This window comes from Amycolatopsis sp. MJM2582, assembly GCF_000754115.1.
Classification (GTDB): Bacteria; Actinomycetota; Actinomycetes; order Mycobacteriales; family Pseudonocardiaceae; genus Amycolatopsis; species Amycolatopsis japonica.
Genome location: NZ_JPLW01000001.1, coordinates 855,738 through 868,229, shown reverse-complemented (window position 1 = coordinate 868,229; position 12,492 = coordinate 855,738). Strand labels below are relative to the sequence as shown.

Annotated in this window: 11 protein-coding genes; 7 read left to right on the top strand and 4 right to left on the bottom strand. The window is 69.7% G+C overall.

Annotated features, from left to right (window positions below; translation table 11 throughout):
• The first annotated feature begins 24 nt into the window (after nucleotides 1–24).
• Complete coding sequence (locus tag ED92_RS04285; RefSeq protein WP_037333189.1) at nucleotides 25–408, top strand: PPOX class F420-dependent oxidoreductase; 384 nt, start codon at nucleotides 25–27, stop codon at nucleotides 406–408.
• 106 nt (nucleotides 409–514) lie between these two features.
• Entirely contained in the window at nucleotides 515–1,501 is a 987-nt protein-coding gene (locus tag ED92_RS04280; RefSeq protein ID WP_037333187.1) for an MCE family protein, read from the top strand.
• Nucleotides 1,502–1,516: 15 nt separating this feature from the next.
• On the opposite strand, the gene ED92_RS04275 is transcribed toward ED92_RS04280, so the two are convergent.
• Together ED92_RS04275 and ED92_RS04270 are read right to left on the bottom strand one after the other, a co-directional pair.
• Nucleotides 1,517–1,939 carry a hypothetical protein gene (locus tag ED92_RS04275; RefSeq protein WP_200882668.1) on the bottom strand — a complete coding sequence of 141 codons (423 nt, stop codon included), beginning with the start codon at nucleotides 1,937–1,939 and terminating at the stop codon, nucleotides 1,517–1,519.
• Nucleotides 1,932–2,297, bottom strand: coding sequence for a hypothetical protein (locus ED92_RS04270; RefSeq protein ID WP_037333184.1), 366 nt, complete (start codon nucleotides 2,295–2,297; stop codon nucleotides 1,932–1,934). Before ED92_RS04270 ends, ED92_RS04275 begins: the two co-directional genes overlap by 8 nt.
• A gap of 425 nt (nucleotides 2,298–2,722) precedes the next feature.
• Between ED92_RS04270 and lanKC the strand changes: the two genes are divergently transcribed.
• The 4 genes from lanKC (at nucleotide 2,723) to ED92_RS04255 (ending at nucleotide 8,961) form a co-directional block, all read left to right on the top strand.
• A complete protein-coding gene (lanKC, locus tag ED92_RS04265; RefSeq protein ID WP_037333182.1) occupies nucleotides 2,723–5,266 on the top strand; it encodes a class III lanthionine synthetase LanKC in 2,544 nt (847 codons plus the stop codon).
• Nucleotides 5,267–5,305: 39 nt separating this feature from the next.
• Nucleotides 5,306–5,449: a SapB/AmfS family lanthipeptide gene (locus ED92_RS42365; RefSeq protein ID WP_123798255.1), complete on the top strand. Its 144-nt coding sequence runs from the start codon at nucleotides 5,306–5,308 to the stop codon at nucleotides 5,447–5,449.
• Nucleotides 5,450–5,560: 111 nt separating this feature from the next.
• Nucleotides 5,561–7,228, top strand: a complete 1,668-nt coding sequence (locus ED92_RS04260; RefSeq protein WP_037333180.1) for an ABC transporter ATP-binding protein — start codon at nucleotides 5,561–5,563, stop codon at nucleotides 7,226–7,228.
• Nucleotides 7,225–8,961 carry an ABC transporter ATP-binding protein gene (locus ED92_RS04255; RefSeq protein WP_037333178.1) on the top strand — a complete coding sequence of 579 codons (1,737 nt, stop codon included), beginning with the start codon at nucleotides 7,225–7,227 and terminating at the stop codon, nucleotides 8,959–8,961. Before ED92_RS04260 ends, ED92_RS04255 begins: the two co-directional genes overlap by 4 nt.
• Here ED92_RS04255 and ED92_RS04250 read toward each other — a convergent pair.
• Together ED92_RS04250 and ED92_RS04245 are read right to left on the bottom strand one after the other, a co-directional pair.
• Complete coding sequence (locus ED92_RS04250; protein ID WP_081975695.1) at nucleotides 8,917–9,336, bottom strand: thioesterase family protein; 420 nt, start codon at nucleotides 9,334–9,336, stop codon at nucleotides 8,917–8,919. The two genes, ED92_RS04255 and ED92_RS04250, sit on opposite strands and share 45 nt — an antisense overlap.
• The gene (locus ED92_RS04245) at nucleotides 9,330–10,562 is read right to left on the bottom strand and encodes a hydroxyacid-oxoacid transhydrogenase (RefSeq protein ID WP_037333176.1); all 1,233 of its coding nucleotides are present in this window, start codon (nucleotides 10,560–10,562) and stop codon (nucleotides 9,330–9,332) included. Before ED92_RS04245 ends, ED92_RS04250 begins: the two co-directional genes overlap by 7 nt.
• Nucleotides 10,563–10,733: 171 nt before the next feature.
• Between ED92_RS04245 and ED92_RS04240 the strand changes: the two genes are divergently transcribed.
• The gene (locus ED92_RS04240) at nucleotides 10,734–12,395 is read left to right on the top strand and encodes a thiamine pyrophosphate-binding protein (RefSeq protein ID WP_255355312.1); all 1,662 of its coding nucleotides are present in this window, start codon (nucleotides 10,734–10,736) and stop codon (nucleotides 12,393–12,395) included.
• Nucleotides 12,396–12,492: the final 97 nt, after the last annotated feature.

Sequence of the window (12,492 nt, the reverse complement as noted above, 5' to 3'; positions counted from 1 at the left end):
GCGCGGCGGCTTCGTCCCAGTGGCATGACTAAGCAGCTCACCGAATTCACCGCCCAGAAGACGATCTTGCTGAAGACCTTCAAACGGGACGGGACACCCATCGGGACGCCGATCAACATCGCCGTCGAAGGCGATCACGCGTACATCCGGACGTATGACGCGGCGTGGAAGGCCAAGCGGATGCGCAACGATCCGCGGGTCGAGATCGCCCCGTCGACGTTCCGCGGCGTCCCGACAGGGGAGCCCGTGAACGCGCGGGTCCGCCTGCTCGACGGCGCCGAGGCGCGGCACGCGGCCACCCTTCTGGCGAGGAAACATCGGCTCTTGCACGGCTTCCTCGTTCCGCTCTTCCACCGGCTGAAGAAGTACAAGACGCTCCATTACGAAGTCCGGCTTGACGTCCCCTAAAGTCCACAGTGGACAGACGTTGCCACCCGATCGGTGCAACGTTTCGCCTGGCGATGGGCAAGGGCGGCCCCTAAGCTTTGCCGCTCGTGACCTGCGAGGTGAGACGATGAGGTCCTTCGGCGCGGTGGATCCGGTCAAGGTGGCGCTCGCCGGGCTCACCACGATGGCCCTCGGCATGGCGGCGGCCCTGAACGCCGACGCCTTGCCGGTGATCGGCGGCGGCACCACCTATTCCGCCGAATTCTCCGACGCCGGCGGATTGCGCGCCGACAACGACGTCCGGATCGCCGGGGTGAAGGTCGGCAAGGTTTCCGAAATCGACCTCGAAGGCGATCGCGTGCTCGTCTCCTTCCGGGTGAAGGACGCCTGGGTCGGCGACGCCACGAGCGCGTCCATCCAGATCAAGAACGTCCTGGGGCAGAAGTATTTGGCGCTCGACCCGCGTGGTGAAACGATCCTCGACCCCGGAGACCCGATCCCGCTGCGGCGGACCACCGCGCCGTATGACGTCCTTGAAGCGTTTCGGGATTTGTCGAAAACCGTCGACGCCATCGACGTCGGCCAACTGGCGAAAAGCTTCGATGCGATTTCGGCGACTTTCGCCGATACGCCCGCCGACGTCCGCTCCGCGCTCGACGGGATCACGAAGCTCTCCGGCACCATCGCTTCCCGGGATCGGCAGCTCCGGGCGCTCGTCGCGAACACGCGGCAGGTCTCGCAGACCCTCGTCGACCGCGACACCGAGGCCCAACGGCTGATCCAGGACGGCAACGCGCTGCTGCGCGCGATCTCCACCCGGCAGCAGGCGATCAAGGACCTGCTCGACGGCTCGAAACGGCTCGCGGCCGCGCTCGACGGCATCATCGCCGACAACGACGGGCAACTGGGGCCGGTGCTCGAACAACTCGACCGGCTGACGTCGATGCTCCAGCGCAATCAGGATTCGCTGGCCAAGGGGATCGCCGCGTTCGCGCCGGCGATCCGGGTGCTCACCAACGTCGCGGGCAACGGCCGCTGGATCGACGGCTACCTGTGCGGGCTGGTCCTGCCGACGTTCGGCCCGCTCAACGAAAAGGGCTGCTTCGAGAAGTGAGCGGCCCGCTTTCGGTCAGGGTTTCGTCTGCCGCAACCAGAACAACCCGATCACCGGCAGCACCAGTGGGATGAAGAGGTAGCCCTGCCCGTACACCGACCAGACGGTGGCGTGGGGGAAGGCCTCGCGGTCGAAGAGGCTGAACGTGCCGACCGTCAGCACGCCGAGCAGTTCGACGCCGCACGCGATCAGCGCGATCCGCCACCAGCCCGCGCCGCGGCGGGCCAGCGCCACGGTGGCCAGCAGGTAGACGACGGCCGCGAACGCGGAAAGGGCGTAGGCCAGCGGGGCTTCGTGGAACTTGGTGCTGATCTGCACGGCGGCGCGCGAGGTCGCCGCCAGCGCGAAGATCGCGTACACCGCGACCAGGATCCGTCCCGGGCCGGAGGCCTTGTCCGTCGCGGTGTCCACCGTCTTCTCCTCGGTTTCTTCAGGCACTGGCGCCCGCCCACACCTCGTGCAGCCGGAGCACCATCACCGGGATGGCGAGGCACGCGATGCCGAGGATCGCGGTGCTCGCCCGGGTGCGCTCGGCCAGCGCCCAGAACGTCCCGAGCGGGAGCACGACCAGGCAGCCGATCAGGTAGGCGAGATAGGTGGCCATGCTGCCGGGGCGGCCGCCGCCGATCAGCAGGACGACACCGATCACGAGCTGGGCCACCAGGAGTACTTCGATCACGGCGAGGCCGGCGAGCAGTGCGTTGTCCGGCAGCTTCTTGCGCGCCGCCTGGACGAAACTCCACACCGCGACCAGCGTCGCGCAGATCGCGACGGTCACCGCGAACCCTGTGATCACGTCGGCCTCCTTACCCGCTCCACCGGCGACAACGTACCTCCGGGCCGATCATCGCCGACGGGCGACCGGTGGGCCGCGTGGCGGGCGCCACGAGCCGGGCAGTGGTCCAGACCTCGGGTGAATAGATCACGAAACGCGGCCGGTTGACGCACTGCCAATTTCCTGGCGCATTATTGCTTTCGGTGCCTCGACCTGGGATTACGGCACCGGCGCGTTCCTGTTACACACCGACCGGGTGGTTGGAATCCGAGTTGATCTCACGCTGGGTACCCCTACCATTCGGTAGTTTTCGAATTCACGTCCCTGAACAGCCCATCCGAACCCCCGATATGGCGGATTGGCCGTTCGGGGTCCGGCGGGTGGAATATTCTGCATCGCGATGGTGCACATGGCCCATCCGATTGGTGCCAAGGAGGGGGCGCTCGATGGACGTCCGGTACGAAGCGTATTGCTTCGCCGATCCACTGTTCTTCGATGAGCAGCGGGAAACCGGGGACGTCGCCGACGATTTCGCCTCCCTGTTGCCCGCTCCCGGAGACGGCTGGCGCACCGGGGTGCGCGGAGTGTGGCGGTTGCTGCACCCTGTTGCTCGAAACCTTCCCTTGCAGGGCTGGAAAATCCACGTTTCGGCAGGTTTGGACAACGCCGAACGGGTGCTCGTGAAGGTGCACGAGCATTGTGTCGAGCACGCCGTGTCCTACAAGCATCTGCGTTCGCGGACGACCCTGCTGGCCAGGAATTCCAAATACGCTCCGCGTGACGGAAGCGGTAAGTTACTGACTCTTTATCCGGCTGACAACAACGAGCTGGAGCGTGTTCTCACGGCGTTGTCGGCGAAGCTCGACGGCGAACCAGGGGCGTACATTCTCAGTGATCTTCGGTATGGTGCCGGCCCGCTCTACGTCCGCTACGGCGGATTCGCCGAGCAATGGGTCGAACTCGACGGCAAGCGGGTCCTCGCGATACGCAAACCGGACGGGACGCTGGTCCCGGACAAGCGCGAACCGACCTTCTCCGTACCCGACTGGGTGACGATTCCGGAGTTCCTCGCACCTCATCTCGCAGCTCGCAAGAGCGGCGGAGCGGATCAGTTCCCCTATCAGGTGAAAAGTTCTCTGCACTTCTCCAACGGCGGCGGCGTGTACCTCGCCGACCGGAAGACCGACGGCGAACGCGTGGTCCTCAAGGAGGCCAGGCCGTTCGCCGGTCTGGACCGGGACGAGGTCGACGCCGTCGAACGCCTCCGCCGTGAGCACGAGGTGCTGGAGCGGCTGAAGGGCATCGACGGCATCCCCACCGCCTACGACCGCTTCACCGTCTGGGAGCACCACTTCCTGGCGATGGAGTACATGCCCGGCGTCTCGCTCGGCAACTGGCTCGCCCGCAACTACCCGCTCACCCGGCGCGACACCACCGAGGCCGACATCGCCGCGTACACCGAACGCGCGCTGGCGCTGGTCCGGCGGGTGGAGGCGATGGTCGGCGAGGTGCACGAACGCGGGATCGTCTTCGGCGACCTGCACTCGCTGAACATCCTCGTGGACGGGGACGACGACGCGGTCTCCCTGATCGACTTCGAGATGGCCTCGGACATCGAAAGCGGCACCAGGCCCGCGCTCGGCGCGCCCGGCTTCCGCGCCCCGAGGGACCGGAACGGGTTCGAGGTCGACGAGTACGCTCTCGCCGTCCTGAAGCTGTGGATCTTCCTGCCGCTCACGACGCTCCTCGAACTCGCCCCGGCGAAGCTGCGCGGGCTCGCGGACTTCGTCCAGCAGCGTTTCGACGTCCCGGAGGGCTACGCCGACTCGATCGTCGCGGAGCTCGCCCCTCGGAACCTGCCACCGCTCACGAGCGCCACCGAGCTGGACCAGGAGCGACCGGACTGGGCGCTGGTCCGCAAGCAGATCACCGAAGCGATCCTCGCCAGCGCGACCCCCGAGCGCACCGACCGGCTCTTCCCCGGTGACATCGAGCAGTTCCGCGTCGGCGGAGCGTGTTTCGGCTACGGCGCGGCCGGCGTCCTCCACGCACTGAAGACGGTCGGCGGCGAGCGGCATCCCCAGCACGAACGCTGGCTGCTGGACTCGATCCGCCGCGATCCGCCCGGACGACCGGGGTTCTACGACGGCTCGTACGGGATCGCGTACGTCCTCGAAGAGCTCGGTTACCGCGAAGAGGCCACCAAACTCTTGGCGGCGTCGTCGACGCTGGTCGAGCAGACCACCGACCACGGGCTGGAAGGCGGCCTGTCCGGGATCGGGCTCACCCAGCTGCATTTCGCGGTGGCCCGCAAGGACAACGAGTTCGGCAGGCAGGCGCTCGCCACCGCCGTCCGGCTCGCCGAAGCGCTGGAGATCGCCGACCCGCCCGGCGACTTCGGCCGCGCCGGGCTGCTCAACGGCTGGTCCGGTCCGGCGCTGCTGTTCGTGCGGCTGTTCGAACGCACCCGCGAAGAAGGCTGGCTGTCCTTCGCCGACCAGGCGCTGGAGCGGGACATCGAGGAATGCGTCGAGTCCGACGACGGTTCGCTGCAGGTCCGCGACGGCGAGACCCGGACGTTGCCCTACGTGGGGGTCGGCAGCGCCGGGATCCTCATGGTCGCTGAGGAGCTGGCGAAGCACCGTCCGGACGCGAAGGCGTTGAAGAGCCTTCCCGGCCTGCGTGAAGCGTGCCGCGGCGAGTTCGTCATCCACCCCGGGCTGCTGTTCGGCAGGGGCGGGCTGATGACCGCGCTGGCCATGGGCGCCGAACCGGACCAGCGCGTCCGCGACGCCATCGACCTGCATCTTTCCCGGCTGGCCTGGTACGCGGTGCCGTACAAGGGCGGCCTGGCGTTCCCCGGCAACCAGCTGCTGCGGCTGTCGATGGACGTCGTCACCGGCGGCGCGGGCGTCCTGCTCGCCTTGGCCGCCACCCTGGACGGGAAGGCCGCGCTGCCTTTCCTGTCCTCCCGAACTGCCGTCCGATGAGGACGGCGGACCAAGAGGTAACTAGTGAAAGGGAACACCATGGAACTGGTTCTCGACCTGCAGGCCCTGGAAGCCCCCGAGGTTCTCGAAGGTGGCGGCGGTGGCAGCCACGGCGGCGCGAGCAACCTCAGCCTGCTGGCCTCCTGCGCGAACAGCACCGTCAGCCTGCTGACCTGCCACTGAGTCACGGCTGAGCACTGAAGGCGCGGGAGCGGCACAGGCCAAGTGCGCCGCTCCCGCGCCTTCATTTTGCCTTCCGGTTCATCTCGTTGGGATCACGGTGTGAGGAGAGGGATGGCGGGTTCCGCCGATCGGTTGCTGGTCAAGGTGACCGCGCTGGATCGCCCCCGCCTGATCGCGCTGATCCTCAGCGCGCTCGCCGGGACGGCGGCGGGGCTGCTCCTGCCCGGCGCGCTCGCCGCCGCGGTCGACGCCGTGGTCGCCGGACGGCCCAGCCTGCCCGAGGTCTCCTGGCTGATCGTCCTCGGCGTCACCGAGATCGCCGTCGGCCTGATCGGCGGCATCCTCACCGCGCGGATGACCGCGTCCGCGACCGCATGGCTGCGTCGCAAACTCGCCGACCGCTACCTCGCGCTCGGCACCCGATCGACCTTCGCCGACGGCGACGCGATCAGCAGGCTCACCGGTGACTGCACCGGCGCGGGACTGGTCGCCTCCGTCGTCGTCCAGCTCGGGTCGACCACCCTCATCTCCGGCGGAGCCGTCGTCCTGCTCGCGCTGATGGACTGGCGGCTCGCGCTCGTCTTCCTCGGCAGCATCCCGTTCGGGCTGATGCTCGCGCGCACCCATCTGAAGAACACCGCCGACGACGTCCTCACCTATCAAGAGGTGTCCGGCGAGCTCGCGGCGAGGATGGTCGACGCCGTCGCCGGGCTCCGCACGATCGCCGCGTCCGGCACCGCCGACCGCGAAGCCGACCGTGTGCTGCGGCCGCTGCCGAAACTGAGTCTCGCCGGCCGCGGGATGTGGCGGACGCAGGCCCGGATGGTGTGGCGTTCCGGTCTGCTGCTGCCCGCGGTCGAGCTCGCGGTGCTCGCCGCCGCCGGTTTCGGGGTGTTGGAAGGCAGGCTGACCGTCGGCCAGGTCCTCGCGGCGCTCGGCTACGTCGCCCTCGGCATGGGCCTGATCACGCAGATTCCCTTGCTCACCACACTTTCCCGCGCGCGGTCGTGTGCGCGGCGGATCACCGAGGTGCTGGAAGCGCCGGTCCCCGAACCGGGCGACCTCGGCGTCGTCCCCGGGCGGGGCACGCTCGAACTGCGCGGCGTCACCGTCGAGGGCGCGTTGCGCGACGTCGACCTGCTCGTGCGGGGCGGCCGGTTCACCGCGGTCGTCGGGCGGTCCGGTTCGGGGAAGTCCGCGCTGGTCAACGTCCTCGGCGGGCTGCTGACCCCGGACGAGGGGACGGCGACGCTCGACGGCCGTCCGCTGGAGAAGCTGCGGCCGTACGAACTCCGCGCTGTGGTCGGATTCGCCTTCGAACGGCCCGCGCTGCTCGGCGCGACGATCGGCGACGCCGTCGGCTACGGCTCGTGGGCGGGTGAGGCCGCCGTGCGCGCCGCCTGCCGGTCCGCGCAGGTCGACGACCTGATCGTCCGGCTGCCGGGCGGCTACCGGACGCCGCTCAGGGAAACCCCGCTCTCCGGCGGGGAGGCGCAGCGGATCGGGCTGGCGCGCGCGATCGCGCACGCGCCGCGGGTGCTCATCCTCGACGACGCCACCGCCAGCCTCGACACGGTCACCGAAGCCGCCGTCGAGGAGGCGATCGAACGCACGCTGCCCGGCCGGACCCGGGTGGTGGTGACGCATCGCGCGGCCACCGCGTCGCGGGCGGACACGGTGGTGTGGCTGGAAGACGGCCGCGTCCGGGCGGTCGGCGCGCATGACGAACTGTGGCGGACTCCGGCTTATCGCGCGGTCTTCACCGAGGGCGCGCAATGAGCGTCTGGGGGCTCTACCGCTCGGCGCTGGCCGGGCAGTGGCGCGGCGGGCTGGTGCTGCTGGCCTGTTCCGTCCTGGAGAGCGTGCCCGCGTTCTTGTCCGGTCGCCTGGTCGAACTCGCGGTTGACGAGGGGTTTGCCGCGGATCGGCCAGGCACCGGACTGCGTTGGCTCGCGGTCTTCGGGCTGGTCGCCGTGATCGGCGCGTTCGGTTCGCGGCTGGTGTGGCATCAGCTCGGCAAGGTCGTCGAGCCGTTGCGCGACGCGCTGGTGACCGCCGTCGTGCGCGGGGTCCTGCACGATCCGGCGCCGCCGCGGAATCAGCCGGACGCCAGCGGCGTCGCCCGGATCACCCAGCACGTCGAGGTGGTGCGCGACGCCACGGCCGGGCTGCTGGTGCAGGCGCGCGGGATGATCGTGACGACGGTGGCGGCGCTGGCCGGGTTGTTCACCGTCGCCGGTTCGCTCGCGTTGATCGTCGCGATCCCGGTGGTGGTCTCGGTCCTCGTGTTCGCCTGCCTGCTCCCGTCGCTGGCGCGGCGTCAGCGCGCGCTCGCGCTGGCCGACGAGCGGACCGCCGAGGTCGCGGGCGCGTCGTTGTCCGGAATGCGCGACATCGTCGCGTGCGGCGCGGAACCCTTGGCCGCGCTGGAGCTCTACGACGCCATCGACACGCAGGCCAAGGCGGCCGTGCGGGTGGCGCGGTCCGGGGCGGCCCGGACGGTGGTGATCGCGACCGGCGGTTTCGTGCCGCTGCTCCTGGCATTGCTGGTGGCGCCGGGCATGGTCCAGGCCGGGGTGCTCACCGCCGGTGCCGCGCTGGGCGCGCTGGTCTACCTGGCGACGACGATGCAGCCGGCGTTGCGCGGGCTGGCCGCGACCGCGAGCACCGTGGTGCTGCGGCTGATCGTCGCGTTGCGGCGGCTCGCCGAAACCGCCGAGGCCGAGCCGGAGGCCGACGGGACCGCCGAACCCGACGGGACCGCGATCTACGTGCGCGACCTGACCTTCAGCTGGGGCGCGGCGGCGCAACCGGTGGTGCGCGGGCTCGATCTGCACCTGCGGCCCGGCGAGCGGCTCGCGGTGGTGGGGCCGAGCGGGATCGGCAAGTCGACCTTGGCCGGGCTCCTGACCGGCATGCTCGAACCGCAGGCGGGCCGGGTGCTGCTCGGCGGAGTTCCGGTCCGGGAGGTCCCGGCGGCACTGCGGCACCGGATGGTCGCGCTGATCCCGCAGGAGGCGTACGTCTTCGCGGGGACCGTGCGGGACAACGTCGGCTTGTTCGCGCAGACCGCGATGGACGGCGAACTCCTGGCGGCGGTGCGAGCCGTCGGCGCGGAACCGCTGGTCACGCGGCTGGGCGGGCTCGACGGCGAGATCGGGCACGGCACGCTGTCCGCCGGTGAGGCACAGCTGATCGCACTCGCCCGGGTGTACGCGAGCGACGCGACCGTCGTCATCCTCGACGAGGCGACGTCGCATCTCGACCCGCCCGCCGAAGCCCGCGCGGAACGGGCGTTCGCCGAACGGGGCGGGGTGCTGGTGGTGATCGCGCACCGGCTGACGTCGGCGCTGCGCGCGGACCGGGTCCTGGTGATGGACGGCAAGGAAACCGCCCTCGGCACCCATCTCGAACTCATGGACCGGTCCACGCGCTACGCCCAGCTCATGCACGCGTGGTCGCCGCGGCTACCCCAGCCCAGTGCGCAGTTCTTCCAGCGCGCTCCTGAGTAGACCCTCGACGGGGACCGGGCGGCGGGATTCGCGATCGACGAAGACGTGCACGAAGTGGCCTTCCGCGATCACCGTCTCCTTCGAATACATCCCGACCTCGTAGCGGACGCTGGACCGGCCGAGATGGCCCACCCGCAGGCCGACTTCGAGTTCTCCCGGGAACGACACCGAAGCGTGGTACTTGCATTGCGATTCCACGCACAACCCGATGACCTCACCGGTCTCGATGTCGAGTCCGCCGCGTTCGATCAGCCAAGTGTTGATCACGGTGTCCATCACCGAATAGTGGACGACGTTGTTGACGTGTCCGTAGACGTCGTTGTCCTTCCACCGCAACGGAACCGTCTGCCAGTGCGGATACTCGGCGTTCACCACAGCGTCACCGATTCCCGCAGGATGACGGCGAGGTCCGCTTCGGACGCCTCGCGCGGCGCCGTCGCCAGCAGCCGTTGTTGTTTCACCGTGCCGGAAACCAGTGAGTCCACATCGGACTCGGTATAGCCGACGGCGCCGATTCCGTTGGGGATCCCGATCTCCCGCATGATCTGCCCGAGCACCGCGGGCAGGTGATCCCGCAGATCGCCCGGCCATTCGTAATCCGGCGCGAGCAGCCGCGCCACCCGGATGTGCCGTTCGGGCGCGGCGTCGTAGGTGAACCGGAACGCCGCCGGCGCGGTCAGCGAGACGGCCATCCCGTGCGGCACCATCGCTTCGTCGCCCGGATACCCGGACGGATGGAAGTCCCGGACCTGCCCGGCGATCGGATACGCGTTGGCGTGCGGGATGTGCACCCCGGCGTTGCCGAAGCCGAGCCCGGCGAACGTCGCCGCGAGCGCCATCGCTTCGCGCGCCTTCATGTCGGAACCGTCCCGCACGGCCGCGGGCAACGCCCACGACAGCAGCCGCAGCGACTGCTCGGCGAACATGTCGGCCAGCGGATTCGAGCCACAGTAAGGAACCCGGTCCTCCGGCCGCTTCCGGTCGAACTCGGTGTACGGCTTGGCCGTGTAGCTTTCCGCGGCGTGGCAAAGGATGTCCATCCCGCTCGCGGCGGTCACCTCGGGTGGCTGCGAGACCGTCAGCCTCGGGTCGACCACCGCGAGGCTCGGCCGCATCCGGAGATGGCTGATGCCGCTCTTCACCCGCAGTGACAACACGTCCAGCACGCACACCGTGGTGCTCTCGGAGCCCGTCCCGGTGGTGGTCGGCACCGCGACCAGCGGTTTCAGCGGCGAGCTCGGGGCGCGGCCGCCGCCGACCGGCGCGTTGACGTAGTCCATCAGGTCGCCGTCGTTGCTGGTCAACAGGTTCACCGCTTTGGCGGTGTCGATGGCCGACCCGCCACCCACGGCGACGAAGGCGTCCCACTCGCCCTGTCCCCGGGCGAAGTCGACGGCCTTCCGCATGCTGACGTCGGTCGGCTCGACATGTACGCCGTCGAAGACGACGGCTTCGATGCCATAGGTCTCGATGCCTTCGGCGATCCGTTGTGGCCAGCCCGTCGCGGCGACACCCGCGTCGGTCAGGACGAGCACCCGGCGGGCGCCGTACTGGGTGAGGTCGTAGCCGATCTCATCGCTCGACCCGGTGCCGTACTTCAAGGCAGGCGCCCCGTAAGTGAAAACAGTTTCACGTCCGGCGGTGGCTGAGGTCACGTTTTCGTGCTCCCTTGCTCGAACACGTTCCGAATATCGGACATTCCGCCGCTCCGGGGTTGCCGGAATCGGAAGATCGCTTGACGGCACCGATCACCGCCCGCCTAAGCTCTTCTCATTAGATACCAACCGGGAGCGTCCGTCGCCCAGACGGCCGTGCGGATCCTGACCGAGGCGCAGATCCACCGCGTGTACGCGGTGGTGGGTGAGTCCTTCCTGGATCTGCTCGACGCGCTGCAACGCGAGCGCTCGATCACCTTCGTCTCGGCGAGGCACGACTCCGGCGCCGCCTTCATGGCGGAGGCCGAAGGCAAGCTCACCGAGCATCCCGCGGTCCTGCTCGCCGGCCGCGGCCCGAACGCGGCGAACCTCGCGATCGGCGTCTCCACGGCGTACCAGGACGAGAGCCCGATGGTCGTCCTCCTGGAGAACCCGCCGCAGGATCCCGGCCCGACGAGCGAGCTGCCCACCGCGGACCTGACCGCGATGTTCGAGCCGATCTCGAAGTGGACCGGCCGCGCGGAATCCCCCGACGAGGTCCCCGGCCTGCTGGTCGAGGCGCTGACCCGCTGCCGCGAGGGGCGGCCGGGCCCCACCGTCGTCGCCGTCCCCGCCGATTTCTGGGGTGTCCCGTTCGATTCGGCGAAACCGGTCGCCTCCGTGCGGCCGCCCGCCACCGGCGCGCTCGGCCGGACCGCCGAGGCGGTCGCGCAGCTGGTCGACGAGGCCCGCTACCCGGTGGTGATCGTCGGCGGCCGGGCCCGCGCGGCGCGCGACGAGCTGATCGCCGTCGCCGACGAGCTCGCGCTGCCGGTGTACAACGCGTTCCGCCGTCAGGACGCCTTCCCCGAGAACCACGCGCGCTACGCCGGCCATCTCGGCATCGGCATCCCCGCGCGGCAGCTCGACGCGCTCGAGCGCGCGGACCTCGTGCTCGCGCTGGGCACGCAGCTCGACGAGGTCACCACCCAGTCCTTCCGCTACCCGACGCCGTCGCAGACGCTGGTGCTGGTCGGCACGGGGATCGAGCCGGCGCGTCGCGGCGGACTGACCTTCCGGGTCGACTCGGAGGTCGAGCCGTTCCTGCGTGAACTGCGCAATGTCGCTTCGCCTCGGCAGCGGCGCGCATCGGCCGCGAACGCCGCGGTGCACACCTTCATGACGCCGCCCGACACCAGCGGCGCCACCCGGGTCCATCCCGCCGACGTCATCCGCGCGGTGCGCAAACTCGCGCCCGAAGACGCGATCGTGACCAGCGACGCGGGCAACTTCGCCCAGTTCATGCACCGCTACTGGTGTTTCACCGCCCCGCGCAGCCAGCTCGGGCCGAGCAACGCGGCGATGGGGTACGCGGTCCCCGCGGCGGTCGCGGCGAAACTCGCCGAACCGCGCCGCACGGTGATCGCGATGGCGGGCGACGGCGGTGCGCTGATGACCGGGCAAGAGATCGAGACCGCCGTCCGCTACCGGGTGCCGGTGACCGTCCTGGTGTTCCAGAACGGATTGCACGGCCCGCTCGCCGTGCACCAGGCGCGCAAACACGGGCGGCTGTCGGGCGTCACCGTCCCCGTCACCGACTTCGCGTCGTGGGCGCGCGGGCTCGGCGCCGCCGGGTACACCGTGGACGATCGGGAAGAGCTGGAGCCGATCATCGCGAGCGCGCTGGTGCGGCAACGGCCTTGTGTGATCGACATCCGCACGGATCCGGACGTGGTGACGCCGGACATCCGGCTGACGAGCCTGCTGGGCGCGTCGAGGCAGCAACAGGGCGGCCAGTAGGGGCCGCCACGCCGATTACCGGGCGGTACTTTTTCTCAGGGGATACACAGAAACCCTTGTGGTGCCGCCTTCACCTGCCCCAAAGGGTGGGAACGAG

Bases quoted from the DNA above. Each gene is read 5' to 3' on its own strand.
- ED92_RS04285 (WP_037333189.1), top strand. From the start codon at position 25: ATGACTAAGCAGCTCACCGAATTCACCGCCCAGAAGACGATCTTGCTG.
- ED92_RS04280 (WP_037333187.1), top strand. From the start codon at position 515: ATGAGGTCCTTCGGCGCGGTGGATCCGGTCAAGGTGGCGCTCGCCGGG.
- lanKC (WP_037333182.1), top strand. From the start codon at position 2,723: ATGGACGTCCGGTACGAAGCGTATTGCTTCGCCGATCCACTGTTCTTC.
- ED92_RS42365 (WP_123798255.1), top strand. From the start codon at position 5,306: ATGGAACTGGTTCTCGACCTGCAGGCCCTGGAAGCCCCCGAGGTTCTC.
- ED92_RS04260 (WP_037333180.1), top strand. From the start codon at position 5,561: ATGGCGGGTTCCGCCGATCGGTTGCTGGTCAAGGTGACCGCGCTGGAT.
- ED92_RS04255 (WP_037333178.1), top strand. From the start codon at position 7,225: ATGAGCGTCTGGGGGCTCTACCGCTCGGCGCTGGCCGGGCAGTGGCGC.